This is a genomic window from Glycomyces sp. NPDC047010 (genome assembly GCF_040644205.1).
Taxonomy (GTDB): domain Bacteria; phylum Actinomycetota; class Actinomycetes; order Mycobacteriales; family Micromonosporaceae; genus Glycomyces.
The window spans coordinates 67264-84419 of record NZ_JBEYVY010000008.1 but is presented as its reverse complement, the minus strand read 5'-3'; the positions used below and the strand labels follow the sequence as shown (position 1 = coordinate 84419).

16 protein-coding genes are annotated in these 17156 nt (G+C 71.9%); 12 read left to right on the top strand and 4 right to left on the bottom strand.

Annotated elements, in window-relative coordinates:
• Positions 1-85 precede the first annotated feature (85 nt).
• Genes AB0A65_RS17455 through AB0A65_RS17440 form a run of 4 tightly spaced genes read left to right on the top strand, consistent with a single transcriptional unit; the run spans position 86 to position 3711 of the window.
• The gene (locus AB0A65_RS17455; protein WP_359952294.1) at positions 86-1261 is read left to right on the top strand and encodes an HlyD family efflux transporter periplasmic adaptor subunit; all 1176 of its coding nucleotides are present in this window, start codon (positions 86-88) and stop codon (positions 1259-1261) included.
• Positions 1261-1965, top strand: coding sequence for an ABC transporter ATP-binding protein (locus AB0A65_RS17450; RefSeq protein ID WP_359952293.1), 705 nt, complete (start codon positions 1261-1263; stop codon positions 1963-1965). Before AB0A65_RS17455 ends, AB0A65_RS17450 begins: the two co-directional genes overlap by 1 nt.
• Positions 1962-3167: an ABC transporter permease gene (locus tag AB0A65_RS17445; RefSeq protein WP_359952292.1), complete on the top strand. Its 1206-nt coding sequence runs from the start codon at positions 1962-1964 to the stop codon at positions 3165-3167. The genes AB0A65_RS17450 and AB0A65_RS17445 overlap by 4 nt, the downstream gene beginning before the upstream one ends.
• A 10-nt stretch (positions 3168-3177) precedes the next feature.
• Entirely contained in the window at positions 3178-3711 is a 534-nt protein-coding gene (locus tag AB0A65_RS17440) for a hypothetical protein (RefSeq protein ID WP_359952291.1), read from the top strand.
• 41 nt (positions 3712-3752) lie between these two features.
• Here the strand turns inward: AB0A65_RS17440 and bcp are convergent, their stop codons facing one another.
• On the bottom strand, positions 3753-4226 hold the full coding sequence (bcp, locus tag AB0A65_RS17435) for a thioredoxin-dependent thiol peroxidase (protein ID WP_359952290.1): 474 nt from the start codon (positions 4224-4226) through the stop codon (positions 3753-3755).
• A 242-nt stretch (positions 4227-4468) separates the two neighbouring features.
• Here bcp and AB0A65_RS17430 point away from each other — a divergent pair, with 242 nt between their 5' ends.
• The 4 genes from AB0A65_RS17430 to AB0A65_RS17415 all read left to right on the top strand — a co-directional run bounded on the left by AB0A65_RS17430 (position 4469) and on the right by AB0A65_RS17415 (position 7104).
• On the top strand, positions 4469-5170 hold the full coding sequence (locus AB0A65_RS17430) for an energy-coupling factor ABC transporter permease (protein WP_359952289.1): 702 nt from the start codon (positions 4469-4471) through the stop codon (positions 5168-5170).
• Positions 5167-5520, top strand: coding sequence for a PDGLE domain-containing protein (locus AB0A65_RS17425; RefSeq protein ID WP_359952288.1), 354 nt, complete (start codon positions 5167-5169; stop codon positions 5518-5520). The genes AB0A65_RS17430 and AB0A65_RS17425 overlap by 4 nt, the downstream gene beginning before the upstream one ends.
• A gap of 73 nt (positions 5521-5593) precedes the next feature.
• A complete protein-coding gene (gene cbiQ, locus AB0A65_RS17420; protein ID WP_359952287.1) occupies positions 5594-6355 on the top strand; it encodes a cobalt ECF transporter T component CbiQ in 762 nt (253 codons plus the stop codon).
• Positions 6352-7104 (top strand): ABC transporter ATP-binding protein, encoded by a 753-nt coding sequence (locus AB0A65_RS17415; RefSeq protein ID WP_359952286.1) that lies wholly within the window; start codon positions 6352-6354, stop codon positions 7102-7104. Before cbiQ ends, AB0A65_RS17415 begins: the two co-directional genes overlap by 4 nt.
• A gap of 150 nt (positions 7105-7254) precedes the next feature.
• Here AB0A65_RS17415 and AB0A65_RS17410 read toward each other — a convergent pair whose 3' ends face one another.
• Complete coding sequence (locus tag AB0A65_RS17410) at positions 7255-7995, bottom strand: thioredoxin domain-containing protein (RefSeq protein WP_359952285.1); 741 nt, start codon at positions 7993-7995, stop codon at positions 7255-7257.
• Between the two features lie 69 nt (positions 7996-8064).
• On the opposite strand from AB0A65_RS17410, the gene AB0A65_RS17405 reads away from it, so the two are divergent.
• Positions 8065-9765: a copper resistance protein CopC gene (locus AB0A65_RS17405; RefSeq protein WP_359952284.1), complete on the top strand. Its 1701-nt coding sequence runs from the start codon at positions 8065-8067 to the stop codon at positions 9763-9765.
• Positions 9766-9768: 3 nt separating this feature from the next.
• Here AB0A65_RS17405 and AB0A65_RS17400 read toward each other — a convergent pair whose 3' ends face one another.
• Positions 9769-10623, bottom strand: coding sequence for a TatD family hydrolase (locus AB0A65_RS17400; protein ID WP_359952283.1), 855 nt, complete (start codon positions 10621-10623; stop codon positions 9769-9771).
• A gap of 192 nt (positions 10624-10815) precedes the next feature.
• Between AB0A65_RS17400 and AB0A65_RS17395 the strand changes: the two genes are divergently transcribed.
• On the top strand, positions 10816-11925 hold the full coding sequence (locus AB0A65_RS17395) for a hypothetical protein (RefSeq protein WP_359952282.1): 1110 nt from the start codon (positions 10816-10818) through the stop codon (positions 11923-11925).
• Positions 11926-12017: 92 nt separating this feature from the next.
• Here AB0A65_RS17395 and metG read toward each other — a convergent pair whose 3' ends face one another.
• On the bottom strand, positions 12018-13817 hold the full coding sequence (gene metG / locus AB0A65_RS17390; protein ID WP_359952281.1) for a methionine--tRNA ligase: 1800 nt from the start codon (positions 13815-13817) through the stop codon (positions 12018-12020).
• A gap of 181 nt (positions 13818-13998) precedes the next feature.
• On the opposite strand from metG, the gene AB0A65_RS17385 reads away from it, so the two are divergent.
• Both AB0A65_RS17385 and AB0A65_RS17380 read left to right on the top strand, forming a co-directional pair.
• A complete protein-coding gene (locus AB0A65_RS17385; protein WP_359952280.1) occupies positions 13999-14748 on the top strand; it encodes a hypothetical protein in 750 nt (249 codons plus the stop codon).
• A 236-nt stretch (positions 14749-14984) separates the two neighbouring features.
• Positions 14985-17132: a transglycosylase domain-containing protein gene (locus tag AB0A65_RS17380; protein ID WP_359952279.1), complete on the top strand. Its 2148-nt coding sequence runs from the start codon at positions 14985-14987 to the stop codon at positions 17130-17132.
• The last annotated feature ends 24 nt before the right edge of the window (positions 17133-17156 follow it).

Genomic DNA, 17156 nt, shown 5'->3' with positions numbered 1-17156 from the left:
CACTCCCATGGAGCCCCCAGCTCTTCTGAGGCGGCTTTGAGCTGACCGGGTCTCGGCCCCGAGGCGGCGCCGCGAGCATTCCCCCATGCGAAAGCCACCTCCTTCCCTGCTGGTCAACGGCGGGCTCGCGCTGGTCCTCGCGGCCGGCGCGGGCGGGTCCTACCTGCTGCTGCGCGGCGACGCCGCCACCGCCGAGGACGCCGGGTCCGCCACGGTCGCCTCCACCGCGACCGCCACCACCGGCACCGTGACGCGCACCGTCGCCGCCGACGGGACGGTCACCGCCGCCTCCACCGCCACCGCCGAGTTCGCGACCTCCGGGACCGTGACCGCCATCGAGGCGGCCGTCGGCGATGTGGTCGAGAAGGGACAGACGCTGGCGACCGTGGATGACGCGGACGCGCAGCGCGACCTCGAACTGGCCGAGGAGAACCTCGACGCCGCGGAGGACAGCCTCGACCGGGCCGAGACGGACGCCGAGACCGAGAACGCCGAGGACGCGGTGGACGAGGCCGAAGCGGCCGTAGAGGAAGCGCAGGACGCGGTCGACGGGACCGTGCTCACCGCGCCCGCCTCCGGGACCGTGATCGCCGTGAACGGCACGGTCGGCGCGAGCTCCGGGTCCTCCGGCGGGTCGGGCGGCGGCGCAGGCGAATCCACCGACACGTCCTCCTCCTCGTCCTCCTCGGAGGGCTTCATGCAGATCGCCGACCTGGGGGACCTGCGGGTCACCGCCGCGGTCGCCGAGGCCGACGCCGCAGACGTCGCGGTCGGCCAGACCGGCACGGTCACCTGGAACGCGATCGACGCGACCTCGGACGCGGAACTGACCGCGGTCGCGCCGACCGCGGGCTCCAGCGGCAGCGTCGCGACCTACGACGTGACGCTCACGCTCGACGAACTCCCCGAGCAGGTGCGCCTGGGGCAGACCGTCACCGTCGCGATCACCGTGGAGGAGGCCGCCGACGTGCTCACCGTTCCCTCTGCGGCCGTTGACGTCTCCGGCGACACGGGCACCGTCACGGTGATCGGCGACGACGGCGCGCAGACCGAGACGACGGTCCAGATCGGACTCGAAGGGGACTCCTCAGTGGAGATCGCCTCCGGCCTGGCCGAGGGCGACACGGTCGCGCTCGTCGTCACCGAGGACGCCGACTCCGGGAGCAGCGAGATGCAGTTCCCCGGCGGCGGCACGATGCCCGGAGGGACCGGCGGGCAGATGCCCGGCGGCGGTGGCGGCGGCTTCCCGGGGGGCAACTGATGGGCACCGTCATCGCGCTCGACCGGATCGCGAAGGTCTACGGCCACGGCGAGACCGCCGTCCACGCGCTGCGCGGCGTGTCCCTCAGCGTCGAGCAGGGCGAGTACGTGGCGATCATGGGGACCTCCGGCTCCGGCAAGTCCACTCTGATGCACATCCTCGGGCTGCTCGACCAGCCGACGTCGGGGTCCTACCGGCTCGACGGCGTCGACGTCGCCGGGCTCGGCGAGGGCGCGCAGTCCCTGGTGCGCAGCAGGCGCATCGGGTTCGTGTTCCAGGCGTTCAACCTCATCCCGCGGACCACCGCGGCCGCGAACGTCGAACTGCCCCTTGCATATGCGAAGGTCTCGCGGCACGACCGCCGCACCCGCGTGGCGGCCGCGCTCGCGCAGGTCGGCCTCGCCGACCGGGCCGGGCACAAGCCGAACCAGCTCTCCGGCGGCCAGCAGCAGCGCGTCGCCGTGGCGCGGGCCCTGGTCACCGCGCCGTCGCTGCTCCTCGCGGACGAGCCGACCGGGAACCTCGACTCGCGGTCCACCGCGGACATCCTCGACCTGTTCGACCGGCTCCACTCCTCGGGCCGCACGATCATCCTCATCACGCACGAGGACGAGGTGGCCGAGCGCGCGGGCCGCGTGATCCGCCTGCGGGACGGCGACGTCGTCGCCGACACCAAACGGGAACCTCTGGAGGGCAGGCGATGAGCGCCGCCGAGATCCTGCGCTTCGCGCTGCGCGGCGTCGCCGCGAACAAGCTCCGGTCCTCGCTCACCGTGCTCGGCGTGCTCATCGGCGTCGCCTCGGTGATCCTCCTCGTCGGCGTCGGCACCGCCTCGCAGCAGGAGGTCGAGGAGTCCATCGAGGCGCTCGGCACGAACACGCTCACGGTGACCGCGTCCGGTTCCCAAGGGACGCAGGTGCGGTTCACCGACCTGACCGCGTCGATCGCCGAGGGCCTGGAAGCGTCCGAGCTGACCCCGGACGTCGCCGCGGTCTCCCCGGTCGCCACGACTTCGGCGACGGCCGTGTGGGACGGCGCGGAGTACGACGTCGGCTCGGTCGTCGGCTCCGACGAGGACTACCTGGAGGCCGCGAACTTCGAGGTGGCCGAGGGCACCGGCATCACCGAGTCCGATGTGGAGGCGGCAGCGCGCGTCGCGGTCGTCGGGTCCACCGTCGCCGACGAGCTGTTCGGCGGCGACGACCCGGTGGGGGAGCAGGTCAGCCTCGGCGGCGCCGTCTACACCGTGGTCGGCGTCCTCGAAGAGCAGAGCTCCTCGACGGGCTTCGGCGACAACAACGACCTCGTCGTGGCCCCGCTGACCGCGGTGCAGCGCACGCTCACCGGGTACGGCGCGCTGTCGCAGATCCTGGTGCAGTCCACCGGGTCCGACACCGTGGACGCCGCCGAGGCGGAGGCCTCGGCCGTCCTCGACGGGCTCATGCGCGTCTCGGGCGACGAGACCGCGCCGTACTCGATCACCAACGCCGCCGAACTCCTTGAGACGCAGGCGGACACGGCCGAGACGTTCACGCTGCTGCTCGGCGCGGTCGCCGGGATCAGCCTGCTGGTGGGCGGCATCGGGATCACCAACATCATGATGGTCTCGGTGACCGAGCGGACCCGCGAGATCGGCATCCGCAAGGCCCTCGGCGCGCCCCGCCGCGCGATCCTCACCCAGTTCCTCGTCGAGGCCACGGCCCTGAGCCTGCTCGGCGGCGGCCTCGGCGTGGGCCTCGCGTACCTCGCGTCCTCCATGACGATCGCCGGGTACGAGACGGTGATCGTCCCCGGCACGGTGCTCCTGGCCCTCGGGGTCTCGGTCGGCATCGGCCTGTTCTTCGGCGGCTACCCCGCCTCGCGCGCCGCGAAGCTGCGCCCCATCGACGCCCTCCGCTACGAGTAAGGAGACCCGCATGAGCAAGAGCGACACCGTGATGCTGAAGGCGGTCAAGGACGACCCGCCCGCGATCGAGCCGATGCCCGACGACCTGGAGCAGGCCCTCGCGAAGCGCCGGCCCTGGACCAACAAGGCCACCAAGTGGATCGCCGCGGCCGTGCTCGTGGCCGGCGGCTTCGCGGGCGGCATCGCCGTCCAGCAGCAGTGGGGCGCAACGGAGACGGCTGCGCAGACCGACGCGGGCGGGTTCCCCGACATGAGCGCCATGGGCGACGGGAGCTTCCCCGGCGGCGGCGAGATGCCCGGCGGGTTCGGCGGCCAGGCCACGACGGGCACGGTGACGGGCGTCGACGGCACCACGGTGACCATCGAGACCGAGGACGGCACCGTGGTCACGGTCGAGACCGGCGAGGACACGGCGGTCACGTCGAGCGACACCATCGACCTCGGCTCCCTCGCCGAAGGCGACACCGTCACGGTGACCGGCGAGACCGCCGACGACGGCACGGTCACCGCGGACGCCCTGGAGCGCACCGCGGCGGCGGAGTAACGAGACGCGGAACGCCGCGGCCCCCAGGGGGCCGCGGCGTGCTACTCGTCCAGGCCGAGCTGCTTCTTCAAGCGCGCGACGTGGCCCGTGGCCTTCACGTTGTACTGGGCCGCCTCGATCTTGCCCGCCTCGTCGATGACGAAGGTGGAGCGGATGACGCCCGTGATCGTGCGGCCGTAGTTCTTCTTCTCGCCCCACGCCCCGTACTCCTCAAGCACCTTGTGCTCGGGGTCGGAGAGCAGGGGGAAGGTGAGGCCGTCGCGCTCGACGAACTTCGCGAGCTCCTCCGGTTCGTCAGGGGAGATCCCGACGACCGCGAACCCCGCGGCCTGGAGGCTCGCGAGGCTGTCGCGGAAGTCGCAGGCCTCCTTCGTGCAGCCGGGGGTCATCGCCCGCGGGTACGCGTAGAGGATCACCTTGCGGCCCTGAAGGCTCGACAGGGTCATCGTGTCGCCGGTGTCCGTGGCGAGCGTGAAATCCGGTGCCGTCTCACCGGGCTGAAGTCGTACGTTCACAGGTCGCAACCCTACCTTCCGTCCCTGACAATCGCCTGGGAGCACGCTCGACACTCGCTGGCCGACCGCGCCGCCCGGCCCGGCGTCCCGAAATATGCGACCGGCTTGACGCGGACGGCCCCGCTATTGCAAAATAATTGCAATAGCCCAAATTGGGTTGTTGATTCCAGCGTGGGCGCCTTGCAGCCGGCAGGGCGGCCGCCACAAATCCCCCCGGACACATACCGAAAGGCGCGCCGCCCGTGGAAGACCTCGCGCTGCACATCCCGACCGACGTCATCGACGGGCCCACGTCGCTCGTCACCGCACTCATAGCCGCCACCGCCGTCGCCTGGTGCACCGTCGCCGCCCGCCGCGGCCTCGACGACAGGCTCGTCCCGCTCGCCGGACTCGCCACCGCGTTCATCTTCGCCGCCCAGATGCTCAACTTCCCGATCGCCGCGGGCGTCTCCGGGCACCTCCTCGGCGGCGCCCTCGCCGCCGCGCTCCTCGGCCCCTGGCTCGGCGCGCTCTGCGTCACCGTCGTCATCGTCATCCAGGCGCTCCTGTTCGCCGACGGCGCCGTCACCGCCCTCGGCCTCAACGTCGCCAACATGGCCCTCATCGCCACCTTCACCGCCTACGGCGTGATCGCCCTGGCGCTCAAGGTCCTCCCGCGCACCCGCTGGGGCCTCGGCGCCGCCGTCTTCGCCGCGTCCATCGTCAGCGTCGTCGCCGCCTCCGCCGGGTTCGTGCTCCAGTTCTGGATCGGCGGCGAACCCGTCGGCCAGTCCTTCGGTGCGATCGCCGGGGCGATCCTCGGCACCCACGTGCTCGTCGGCATCGGCGAAGGCGTCATCACCGCCGGCGCCGTCACCGCCGTCGCGGTCGCCCGCCCCGACCTCGTCCACGCCCTCCGCGGCACCCCGCTCGCCCAGCCCGCCCCGGCCGTCAAGGAGGCATGATGAAGAAGCTCGTCATCACCGGCACGATCGTCACCCTCGTCCTCGCCGGGTTCGTGTCCCTGTTCGCCTCCGCCTCGCCCGACGGCCTCGAATCGGTGCTCCTCACCGGCTGCGAGACCACCGAAGGCGAGATCACCGGCGGCACCTGCGTCCTCCAGGCCGCGGGCGACCACGAGATCGGCGGCGCCTTCGCCGACTACGGCATGTCCTTCCTCGACAACGAGGTCCTCGGCGCCTCGCTCGCCGGCATCCTCGGCGTCCTCCTCACCCTCGGCGTCGCCACCGGCCTGTTCTGGCTCCTCGCCCGCGGCAGGAAGCCCGCGGAGGCGCCCGCGGAAGAGCACGCGTGAAGGCACGCGGAGGCGCGCGTACACGCCCGCGCGCAACTGGAGCACCGTCCAGCGCCCGCACGCCGGGCCGCCCGTGAACGCCGTCGACGGCCTCCACCGGCCCGGCGACTCCCCGCTCCACCGGCTCCGGCCCCAGGTGAAGATCGTCGCGCTGGTGGCGTTCACCTGCGCCATCGCCGCGACCCCGCGGGAAGCCGTGTGGGCCTTCGGCGTCCACGCACTCGTGCTCGCCGCGCTCTTCGCACTCGCGCGGATACCGGTGACGTGGGTGCTCACCCGGAGCCTCGTCGAGTCGCCGTTCCTGGTGCTGGCGCTGGCGTTCCCGTTCATGGTCGAGGGCCCGCCGGTCCACGTCTGGTTCCTCACCGTCTCCGAACCGGGCCTGTGGGCCGGATGGAACCTCCTCGCGAAGGCCACGCTCGGCGTGTGGGCCGCGCTGCTGCTCGCCGCGACCACGCCCGTCGCCGGGGTCCTCGCCGGGCTCTCGCGGCTGCGCTGCCCCGAGATCCTCCTCCAGATCACCGCGTTCGCGATCCGCTACGCGCACTTGACGGTGGCGGAGGTGACCCAGATGCGGCTGGCGCGGCTCGCCCGCTGCGACGACCCGCGGTTCCTGTGGCAGGCCGGGGCGCTCGCCCGCAGCCTCGGCACCGTCTTCATCCGCTCCTTCGAGCGCGGCGAACGCGTCTGGCAGTCGATGGCCGCCCGCGGCTACACCGGCCGCCTCCCGCTCGAAGTCGGGCCCGCGCCCGCGAGCGCCTTGCAGTGGACGGCCGCGATGACCGCGCCCGCTGTCGCCGCCGCGGTCGCGGCGTGGACGGCGGTGAACGCATGAGCGCCTTGGACATCCGCGGCCTCGGCCACGCCTACCCGGACGGCCACCGGGCCCTCGGCGGCGTCGACCTCGTCGTGGAGGAGGGGGAGCGGGTCGCGATCCTCGGCCCGAACGGGGCCGGGAAGACCACGCTCATGCTGCACCTCGCGGGGCTCCTGACCGCCACCGAGGGGGAGGTGTCGGTGGGCGGTGTCAGAGTGGAGAAGAAGACGCTGGCCGAGGTCCGCCGCCGCGTCGGCATCGTCTTCCAGAGTCCCGACGACCAGCTGTTCATGCCGACCGTGGCGGACGACGTCGGGTTCGGCCCCGCGAACCTCGGACTGCGGGGCGAGGAGCTCGCCGAGCGGGTCGCCGCCGCGCTGGAGGCGGTCGACCTCGCGGACCTCGCCGACCGCCCGCCGCACCACCTGTCGGTGGGCCAGCAGCGCCGCGCGGCCCTCGCCGGGGTGCTCGCCATGCGCCCCGACATCGTGGTCTGCGACGAGCCTTCCGCGAACCTCGACCCGGCCAGCCGCAGGGACCTCGCGGCGATCCTCCACCGGACCGCCCCGACCCTGCTCCTGGTCACCCACGACCTGCCGTACGCGCTCCAGCTGTGCGACCGCGCCGTCGTCCTCGACGCGGGCCGCGTCGCCGCCGACGCCCCGATCGCCGACCTCCTCGCCGACACGGAACTCCTGCAGCGCCACCGCCTGGAGCTCCCCTTCGGCTTCTCCCTGGAGACGGCCCTCGCCGCCCTGCGAGGCTGACCCGCCCGCGGACCGGTGTCGTACCCGCCGGGCACCATCGAACCGGGGGTGGCTCGAATCGACCGCGCCCGGCGTCGCCCCTGCCCGGAAACCGCGTGGACGCCGGAGGGGCGCAGCCGATCGGCTGCGCCCCTCCGGTTCCCGTCGGTGTCAGGCGGCGTCGATCGCGGCCTGGACGTCGTCGGCGAAGGAGGCGTTCTCCACGACCTCGCCGTTGACCTTGGCGGTGGGGGTGCCGGTGACGCCGCCGTCGCCGGTGGCCCACGCGGTGCCGTCCTGGACCCAGCCCTTGTAGGTGCCGTTCTCGACGCAGGTCTGCCAGGACGCGTCGAGGCCCACGTCGTCGGTGCCGATCGCTATCAGCTCGTCATCTGAGAGGCCGGTCGAGTTCTCCGCGGGCTGGTTCTCGTACAGCGCCAGCGTGTAGTCGAGGAACTGCTGCTCGCCGACGTCGGCGGCGCAGACCGCGGCCGCCGCGGCGCGCGTCGAGTACTCGGTGCCGGAGGAGAGCCGGTCGAGGATGGTGATCGGGTGGTAGTTGACCGTGACCGAGCCGTCGTCGAGCCACGACTGGAGCTGCGCGGAGTACGCCGACTCGAACTGGTTGCACGCCGGGCACATGTAGTCGATGAACAGGTCGACCTCGACCGGCCCGGAGCCGAGCGTGACCCCGTACGAGTCGGAGACCGCCGCGGTCGGCTCGTTCACGTCGTAGTCGTCGCCGCGGCTGTTGTACCAGATGCCCCACCCCAGGAGCCCGCCGATGAGCACCACCGCGGCGCCCATCGAGACCCACAGGAGGACCTTGCGCCGCCTGGCCTCCGCGGCCTGCTGCTTCTTCAGCGCCTCCGCGGCCTTCCTGCGCTCGCTCTTCCGCTCCGAACTGCCCATGTGCCTCGCTCAGCCTTTCTCAGGTCCAACACTCGATTCACGAAGCGGTTTCGAGTACGCTCAGCGGCGATGCACCACCGTCTGACCACCCGACAACGTCCCCCCGCACGGACCCGCCGCACCCCCTGGCACGGTGCGGCCGCCGCGCGGCGGCACGCCGCCCGCTTCGCCTGGTCGTCGCTCGCGGCGGTCCTCATCGGGGTCCTGTGGGCCTCGGGCGCTTCGGCGCACGCCGCGGCCACGAAGACCACCCCCGTGTCCGGGGCGGTCCTGGACGAGGCCCCGAGCGAAGTCGTCGTCGAGTTCAACGAGCCAGTCACCCCCGTAGACGCGGGCACCGGCGTCGTGGCTCCCGATGGTGACCGAGCAGACACCGAAGTGGTCCGCAGCGAGGACGGCACCGAGATCACCATCAAGGTGGACGCCGACCAGCAGGGCACCTACCTGGTCGGATACCGCGTCGTCTCCGACGACGGGCACCCCGTCTCCGGCACCTTCACGTACGCCGTCGGCGCCGAGTCCGAGGCGCCGAGCGCCGAAGCGCTCACCGCCGCCGGGACCGACCCGCTCGTCCAGGGGCTCCTGTACGGGAACCGCTGGTTCGGCTACGCGGCCTTGGCACTCGCGATCGGCGCGGGGATCCTCCTCGTCTCCGGCGCCCGCCCCCGCGAGGCCGCCGCGAAGCTCGTCGCCCTCGGCCTCGCCGTCGTCGCCATGACCGCCGTCCTCGGCCTGCCCCTCCAGGCGGCCTACGAGACCGGCACCGGCGTCTCCGACCTCGACGCCGCCGGGCTCCAGTCGGTCATGCAGTCCAACATCGGCCTCTCCGCGCTCCTCAGGCTCCTGCTGGTGCTGCTCGCGCTGCCGCTCATGCGGTACGTCGTCACCGCCGAGGAGGAGCCGAGACGGCCCGTGACGATGGGCCTCGCCGCCGTCGGCCTCGCCCTCGGCGCGACCTGGCCGCTCGCCGGGCACCCCATGGCCTCCGAGCCCGTCGTCGTCGCCTTCATCGCCGACTGGGTCCACCTGACGACCGCGCTCGCGTGGGGCGGCGGCGTGTTCGCGCTGCTGATCCTGGCGCTGCGCAAGGACACCGAGCTCCCCGACCGGACCGCCGCGACCTGGCTCGCGCTGGTGCCGTGGTTCATCGCGAACCTCATCGTCGCCGGGATCGCGTCCTCGCTGCTGCACATCGACTCGATCGAGGCGCTCACGCAGACCCAGTACGGGAAGCTCGTGCTCCTCAAGTCCGGCATCCTCATCGTCACCGTCGCGATCGGGCTCTTCACGAGGCGCGCGATGCTGCGCGGCCGCGAGGGCCGCGCCCGCCTGCGCGTCATGGCCGGGGTCGAGACCGTGTTCCTCGCGGTGGTCCTCGGGGCCGTGGCCGTGCTCGTGCAGGCCGTCCCCGCGAAGACCGCGCTCCTGAACGCCGAGACCTCGGAGTCGGCGTCCACGGAGACGGCGACGCTGGTGACGACCGAGGCGTTCACCGCGCAGGTCGTGCTCGAACCAGGCCGGCCGGGCGCGAACAGCGTCCGCATCCTCGCCGACGACCTCGAAGGGGTCGCGTTCGCGGCCGTCGAGTGGGAGGCCGTCTACGGCCTCGAAGGCGAAGAGCCCCAGGAGCTCCGGCTCATCGAGCTGCGCACCGGCATCCTCGCGGGCGAGGTGAACCTCGGCGAGGCGGGCCGGTGGCTCGTCACGTTCACGCTCACCGACGCCGAGGGCACCACGGCGACCGCCACCGCCGAGATCGACGTGTCGTAGGCCCTACCAGGGCCCGAACGCGGCCTCGGTGTTGCGCCACAGCCGCTCGCACCACGCTTCGAGGTCCCGCTCCAGATAATCGGCGAGGAACCGGGCCGTGTAGTTCGTGAGCGCCGGGTGGTTCCGGTACCCGCGCACCGGGATCGGGGCCATGAACGGCGCGTCGGTCTCCACGAGCACGAGCTCCGCGGGGGCCACGGACGCGGCGTCGCGGAGGTGCTGCGCGTTCTTGAACGTCACGTTCCCCGCGAAGCTCATGAAGAACCCGCGCCGCGCGCACTCCTTCGCGAACGCGAAGTCCCCGGAGAAGCAGTGCAGGACCACGCGGTCGGGCGCGCCCTCCTCGTCGAGGATCGACAGGACGTCCTCGTGGGCGTCCCGGTCGTGGATGACGAGGGTCTTCCCGCGGCGCTTGGCGATCTCGATGTGCGCCCGGAACGACCGCTGCTGCGCGGCCCGCCCGGACTCGTCGGTGCGGAAGTAGTCGAGCCCGGTCTCCCCGAGGGCCGCGACCCGCGGCAGCGCCGCCAGCGCGTCGATCTCACTCAGGGCGCCGTCGAGGTCGTCCAACTGCGGCGCCTCGTTCGGATGCAGCGCCGCCGCGGCGAGCACCCGCGGGTCCGCGGCGGCCTCGGCCGCCCACCGGGAGGACGCCACGTCGGTGCCGACCTGCACGACCCGCGCGACCCCCACGGCCTCGGCCTCGGCGAGGCGCGCGAGGACCTCGGGCGCGTCCGGCGCGGGCGTCGGCCGCTCCTCCTCGGACCCGAACACGTCGACCAGGTCGAGGTGGGTGTGGCTGTCGGCGACGGGGAACGGCAGCGGCTCGGGGAGCGGCGCGGGCTCGGATCGGTACACGGGACAACCATGCCACGGAACGGCGCCGAGCTGGGCGGTGTGCCGTCCGTAACACCTTCTTCATGCAGCGGACATGCGCGCCTGACAGCGCGCGCTTACGTTGGCGGGCAGTCGGTGCACCGACTGCGGATAGACCAATACGAATACCAGGCGACACCGCCGTCGCACCAGCGCAGACGAATCGAGCCGCACATGACCCGCGACCTCGCGTCCCGCCGCAACCGCGCCGCAGCGCTCCAGCAACGCCGCCCCGCCGTCCCGGCCGAACCGCAACTCCAGACCGCAACCGTCGAATGGCAGGGCGAGCGGTTCCCCGGCGCCCCCTTCGCCGACGGCGCCGCGTGGGAGCTGTTCTCGGCGCTCCCGCGCCCCGACTTCCTCCCGAACACCCGCCCCGAGAGCGAGTACCCGTACCGGGCGTTCGCCCACGCCAGCGAGGTCCTGCGCGACGGCGTGCCGGTGACCGTGGCCGACGAGCACGCGCTCACGGTGCCGCTCGCGCCCGGGATCGACCTCGCGTACGTGCGCCGCCTGACCCAGACCCCGCACCTGGAGCCCGCCGCGCGGGTGCTCCTGGACCGGGTCCGCCGCTCCGCGCCCCTCGGTGTCGGCGAGCTCATGGAGCGGCCCGTGACGGCCGCGCAGATCGTGCGGCTCATGGAGACCGCGGCCGTGCCGGGCGGGTTCTGCTACCGGCGCAGGGACACCGCGCACCTGCGCACGCCCGCGTCCCGGGCGGTCCTCGGCGGCGAGTCCGAGCACGGCGAGCCGTGGGCGTTCGCCCTGCGCTGGGCCGTGGCCGACCCCGCCGACTACCAGGTGCCCGTCGCCCCCGACTACGAGGGCCTGACGGCGATGCCGTCCTCGGACCGGCGCGGCGCGCCCGTCCTGGGCACCGGTTTCGCGATCTCCTCCGCGCACCTGCTGCCCGAGCACGTCACCGCGGACCTCACCGACCTGCCGCTGCCCGAGGGGGCCTCGCTCCTGGGCTACGACGAGTCCGGGACGGAGGCGGAGCTGTTCCGGTACGCCGGGCAGCAGTGGACGCCCGTCCACGCGGTCGCCTCGATCCCGGGCGTCGCGACCGGCCGCGCCCACCAGGTGCGGCGCGTGCTGCGCGAGACCGCCCGCGCGGTCTGGAACGGCATCCCGGGGTCGCTGGTCGACGCGGACGAGGAGTGGGCCCGGTTCCGGCTCTCGCGCCCCAGCCCCGACGTGCTCTCGCGCACCGGCGCGGAGGCGGTGCGCCGCGGCGTCTACGAGAAGTGGGTCAGCCGCGCCGAACTCGCCCCCGCGGTCTGATCCTGTTTCCCATAGGAAACAGGAACCGGCTCGAAGGCTCGAACGCGCAGCGGCCCCCGGCGCGATGCCGGGGGCCGCTGCGTCTGCGCTGCTTAGGAGTTGAGCCGCTCGATCTCCTCGTCGACGATCGACGGGTCGAGCTTCGCGAACACCGGGACCGGCTTGTCCAGGGGCGTCCCGGGCGCCAGCGGCACCGACTCCCACTTCGGGACGTCGGCGTAGTCGCCGGTGAGGATCGGGTACGGGCCGTCGGTCGCGCCGCCCTCGTCCAGGTCGGCGACCTCCTCGATGTGCGGCATCGGCGCGAACACGCCCGTGCCGCCGAGGAGCTCGTGGACCTTCTGCGAGGAGTGCGGCAGGAACGGGCTCATCTGGGTCTTCAGGTCCGAGACTGCCTGGAGGACCGTGTAGAGGACCGTGCCCTGGCGCTTCGGGTCCTCCTTCATCTTCCAAGGCGCGGTGTCGGCGAGGTACTTGTTGGCCGCGGCGACGGTCTTCATGGCCTCGCCGATCGCGGCGCGGACCTTGTTCTGGCCGATCAGGTCGCCGACGGTGTCGAAGGACGCGGCGGTGGCCGCGAGCAGCTCCCGGTCGATCTCTTCGAGCTCACCGGGCTCGGGGACTGACCCGAAGTTCTTGGCGGCCATGGCGACCGACCGGTTCACCAGGTTGCCCCAGCCCGCGACGAGCTCGTCGTTGTTGCGGCGCAGGAACTCCGCCCACGTGAAGTCCGAGTCCTGGTTCTCCGGGCCGGCCGCGCAGATGTAGTACCGCAGCGCGTCGGGGGAGTACCGCTCCAGGAAGTCCCGCACGTAGATGACGACGCGGCGCGAGGACGAGAACTGCTTGCCCTCCATGGTCAGGAACTCCGAGGACACGACCTCGGTCGGCAGGTTCAGCTTCCCGAGCGCGCCCGGTTCGCCGCCCTTGTCGCCCTCGCCGTTGGCGCCGAGGAGCATCGCGGGCCAGATCTCGGAGTGGAAGACGATGTTGTCCTTGCCCATGAAGTAGTACGAGACCGCCTCGGGGTCCTGCCACCACTTCTTCCACGCCTCGGGGTCGCCGGAGCGGCGCGCCCACTCGATTGTCGCGGACAGGTATCCGATGACCGCGTCGAACCACACGTACAGGCGCTTGTCCTTGCGCTCGACCCAACCGTCGAGCGGGATCGGCACGCCCCAGTCGAGGTCGCGGGAGATCGGGCGCGGCTGGAGGTCGTCGAGGAGGTTCTTGGTGAACCGCACGACGTTCGTGCGCCAGCCCGTGCGCGTGTCGAGCCACGCGTTGAGCGCGTCGGCGAACGCCGGGAGGTCGAGGAAGAAGTGGTCCTCCTCCACGAACTTCGGGGTCTCGCCGTTGATCCGCGACTTCGGGTCGATGAGGTCGATCGGGTCGAGCTGGCGCCCGCAGTTGTCGCACTGGTCGCCGCGCGCCGAGTCGAACCCGCAGTGCGGGCACGTGCCCTCGATGTAGCGGTCGGGGAGCGTGCGGCCCGTGGACGGGCTGATCGCGCCGAGCGTGCGCTTCTGGATGATGTACCCGTTGCCGTAGAGCGTGGAGAACAGCTCCTGCACGGTCTTGTAGTGGTTCCCGGTCGTGGTGCGCGTGAACAGGTCGTACGAGAGGCCCAGGGCGTCCAGGTCCTCGACGATGATCCGGTTGTACTTCGCGGCGGCCTCCGCGGGCTTGAGGCCCTCCGAGTCGGCCTGCACCAGGATCGGGGTGCCGTGCTCGTCGGTCCCGGAGACCATGAGCACGTCGTGACCGCGCATGCGCATGTAGCGGGCGAAGACGTCGGCGGGGACCCCGAATCCCGCTACATGTCCGATGTGCCGGGGGCCGTTGGCGTAAGGCCAGGCCAGCGCGGTCAGTACGTGAGTCATGGGCCCCATGGTATCCGTCCCGGATTCTGGACGGCCCCCCTCCGACCGCGTCCACCGGCAGGTCACGGCCGGTCACCACCCGACCTGCGCACTCTCGGCGCGGCTCGCGAGCGTCGCCGCGGTGGAGGCCGACACACTATCCCTGCGCGATTGCGCCCGGCTTCGGGGATTCGGTGATGCAATAGCCGGTATGTCTGGAACACACCGCGCGGCCGACCAGCCCCAGTCCGCCGGCGCCGATCACCCCGTGCCCGAGGTCCCGGCCGCCTACGGTGCGATCGAGCACGCCGACCCGATCGGGCCCGTCGACTGGGACCCCGCCGAGGAGGCGCCCCGCCCCGTCTCGCAGCGCAGCCCGCTCGGCTCCCAGGCCGACGGCATGGCCGCGATCCGCGCCGTGTGGGAACGCGCCGCCGAGACCGAGAAGCGCCGCCCCGCCAAGCCCGGCCGCCCCCAGCGCCGCCGCGAGCCCAAGCGCCTCGGGCCCGCGCTCCTCGGCGTCCTGGTGTGCGCGTGCCTGCTCATGTTCTTCGCGTGGGCCGCCGCGCCCGCGCTGTGGATCAGCATCGGCCACGCCGACCAGGGCACCGTGACCGTGACCTCCTGCAAGGACGGGTTCGCGCCCTCCTGCAACGGGCACTTCGCGACGGACGGCTGGTCGAAGGACCTCGCGCTCACCGGCGAGGTCTCGGCCGCCGACATCGGCACCGACCTGCCCGCGCGCTCCACCGGCCCCGACGCGCACAGCGCCTACGTCGGCGGCACCGGCGGACTCCTGCTCCGCTGGGCGCCCGCGCTGGTGCTGTTCATGGTCGTCGCCATGGCGATGGTCCCCATCTCGGGCGCGACGCGCCTGTACGAGGGCCGCTCGGGCGCGATCGGCCTGTGCTGGGTCTTCGCCGGGGCCGTGTTCGCGGCGGCGCTCGCGTTCGCCTGGTGAGGAGCCGCACCGCCGGTCCGTCCCCGTCCCGTAGCAGCCGGTGCACGATCGGGGCGGGCGGCGCGCCCGCGGCCGCGCCGTGCTGTAATCGCCCCCACCAGTGCCGGACTGCGTCAGAACCGCCCCCCTGGCGCGTCGTAGAGTTGGGGCGCCCCCGGAACTCCGCCTGATCGGCGCTTCGCCGCGCCCAACTGAAATGACCGTTCCTTCCCCGTGTCGGGGCTTTGGGAGACAGCGTGAGTGATTCTTCGTCGAAACCGGTGGCGCAGACCTGGTTCGGACCCATCACCGCCGTGCAGCGCCGCGCCATGTTCGCGCTCGTGCCGGTGGCCGTGGCGTTCGGCCTCGTCGTGGGACTGGCGTTCCTGCCGGTGACCAGCGGCATCGGCGGCCTGGCCAAGGTCGGCTCGGAGGCCGTCCTGGACCTCCCCGACGAGCTGGTCCTGCCCCCCGCGCCCGAGTCCTCGACCCTGTACGCCTCGGACGGCACCACCGTCATCGCCACGTTCGGCGACCAGTACCGGGTGCAGCTGGAGTACGACCAGATCCCCGAGTCGGTGATCCAGGCGCTCGTCGCCACCGAGGACTCGAACTTCTTCGAGCACAACGGGGTCGACCCCGAGGGCGTCATGCGCGCCCTGGTCACGAACATCGCCGACGGCGGCACCTCCGAGGGCGCCTCGACCATCACCATGCAGTACGTGCGCCAGGTGCTCTCCTACACCGCGACCACCCCCGACGAGGTCGCGTCGGCCAGCGAGGTCACCATCGACCGCAAGGTCAAGGAGATGGGGTACGCGCTCGCCCTCGAAGAGGAGATGTCCAAGGAGGACATCCTCACGAACTACCTGAACACCGTGTACTTCGGCAACGGCGCGTACGGCATCGGCGCGGCCGCCCAGGTCTACTACGGGAAGGTCCCCGCCGACCTCACCGTCGCCGAGTCGGCGATGCTGGTGGGGCTCATCCAGTCCCCGAGCGTCTACGACCCGATCAACGGCTCGTCGGAGGCCGCGCTGGCCCGCCGCAACCACGTCGTCAACCGCATGGTCGCCGTCGACTACCTCACCTCCGACGAGGGCAAGACCGCGAAGGAGGAGGCGCTGAACCTGAACCCGCAGGAGGCGAACAACACCTCCGGCGGCGCGATCGACTCCGACTACGGGTTCTTCGTCGACTACTTCGAGAAGTGGTGGGAGCAGCAGGAGGACTTCGGGGAGTCCGAGGAGGTCCGCAAGGCCCGCCTGTACCGCGGCGGCTACGAGATCACCTCGACGCTGAACCTGGAGCTCCAGGACGCCTCCCAGGAGGCCATCGAGAACCAGCTGGAGACCGGGTCGGAGTACGCGCTCGGGTCGGTCGTGGTCGAGCCGGGGACCGGCGCGATCGAGGTCATGGCGGTCAACCGCAACTACTCGAACGACGTGTCCGACAACGGTTCGAACTCGGCCGGTTCAGAGTACGGCAAGGGCAGTTATCCGAACACAACGAACCCGCTGCTCAGCGGGAACTCGGCGGTGGCGGGGTACCAGGCCGGTTCGTCGTTCAAGATGTTCACGATGCTCGCGGCCCTCGAAGCCGGGATGCCGCTGGACACTACGATCTACTCGCCTTATCAGTACACGTCGCAGTACCCGATCTCGGGCTCGGACTCGTGCGGTGGCTACTGGTGTCCCAAGAACGCCTCGGCTTCGGAGGTCGGGGACTACAACATGTGGACCGGATTCGGCGAGTCGGTGAATACCTACTTCGTGCAATTGGAGGAGCGTGTCGGCGCTGACAAGGTCATCGAGATGGCGAAGCGGCTCGGCGTCCAGTTCCACAACTCCAACGACCTGAGCCTGACCTCAGAGGGGGCCGCGGAGGGCTTCGGCACCTTTACCCTCGGTGTCACGCAGAATACGCCGCTGGAGATGGCGGCCGCGTACGCGACGCTGCCGGCCGACGGCGTGTACTGCACTCCGATCCCGGTGACGAGCGCCCAGACGACCACCGGCGGGACCATCACGTTCGGCTCGAACTGCCAGCAGGTCATCGATGAGGAGGTCGCGCGCGCGGCGATTGATGCAGCCCGCTGTCCGACCGGCGACGGCGCCAAGACCGGTAGCTGTACCTGGGGCACCGCAGAACAGGTTGGCGCAGCCGTGGGAGGCCCGGTCGCGGGCAAGACCGGGACGACTGACGACAACTCCACCAACTGGTTCGTGGGCTTCACCCCGAACGGTGCGGCGGCGGCGTTCATCGCCGACCCGGATAGCCCGGAGCATGCGGTGGGCGCGGCGAACCTCGGCAAACCCGCGAACGCGGTCGCCGACATCCTGGCCTCCCAGTGGGAGATCAACGGCGAAGGGGACTTCACGCCTCCGAGCGAGCTGGTGCACTGACGGTGAAGGAGACACCCTAAACTC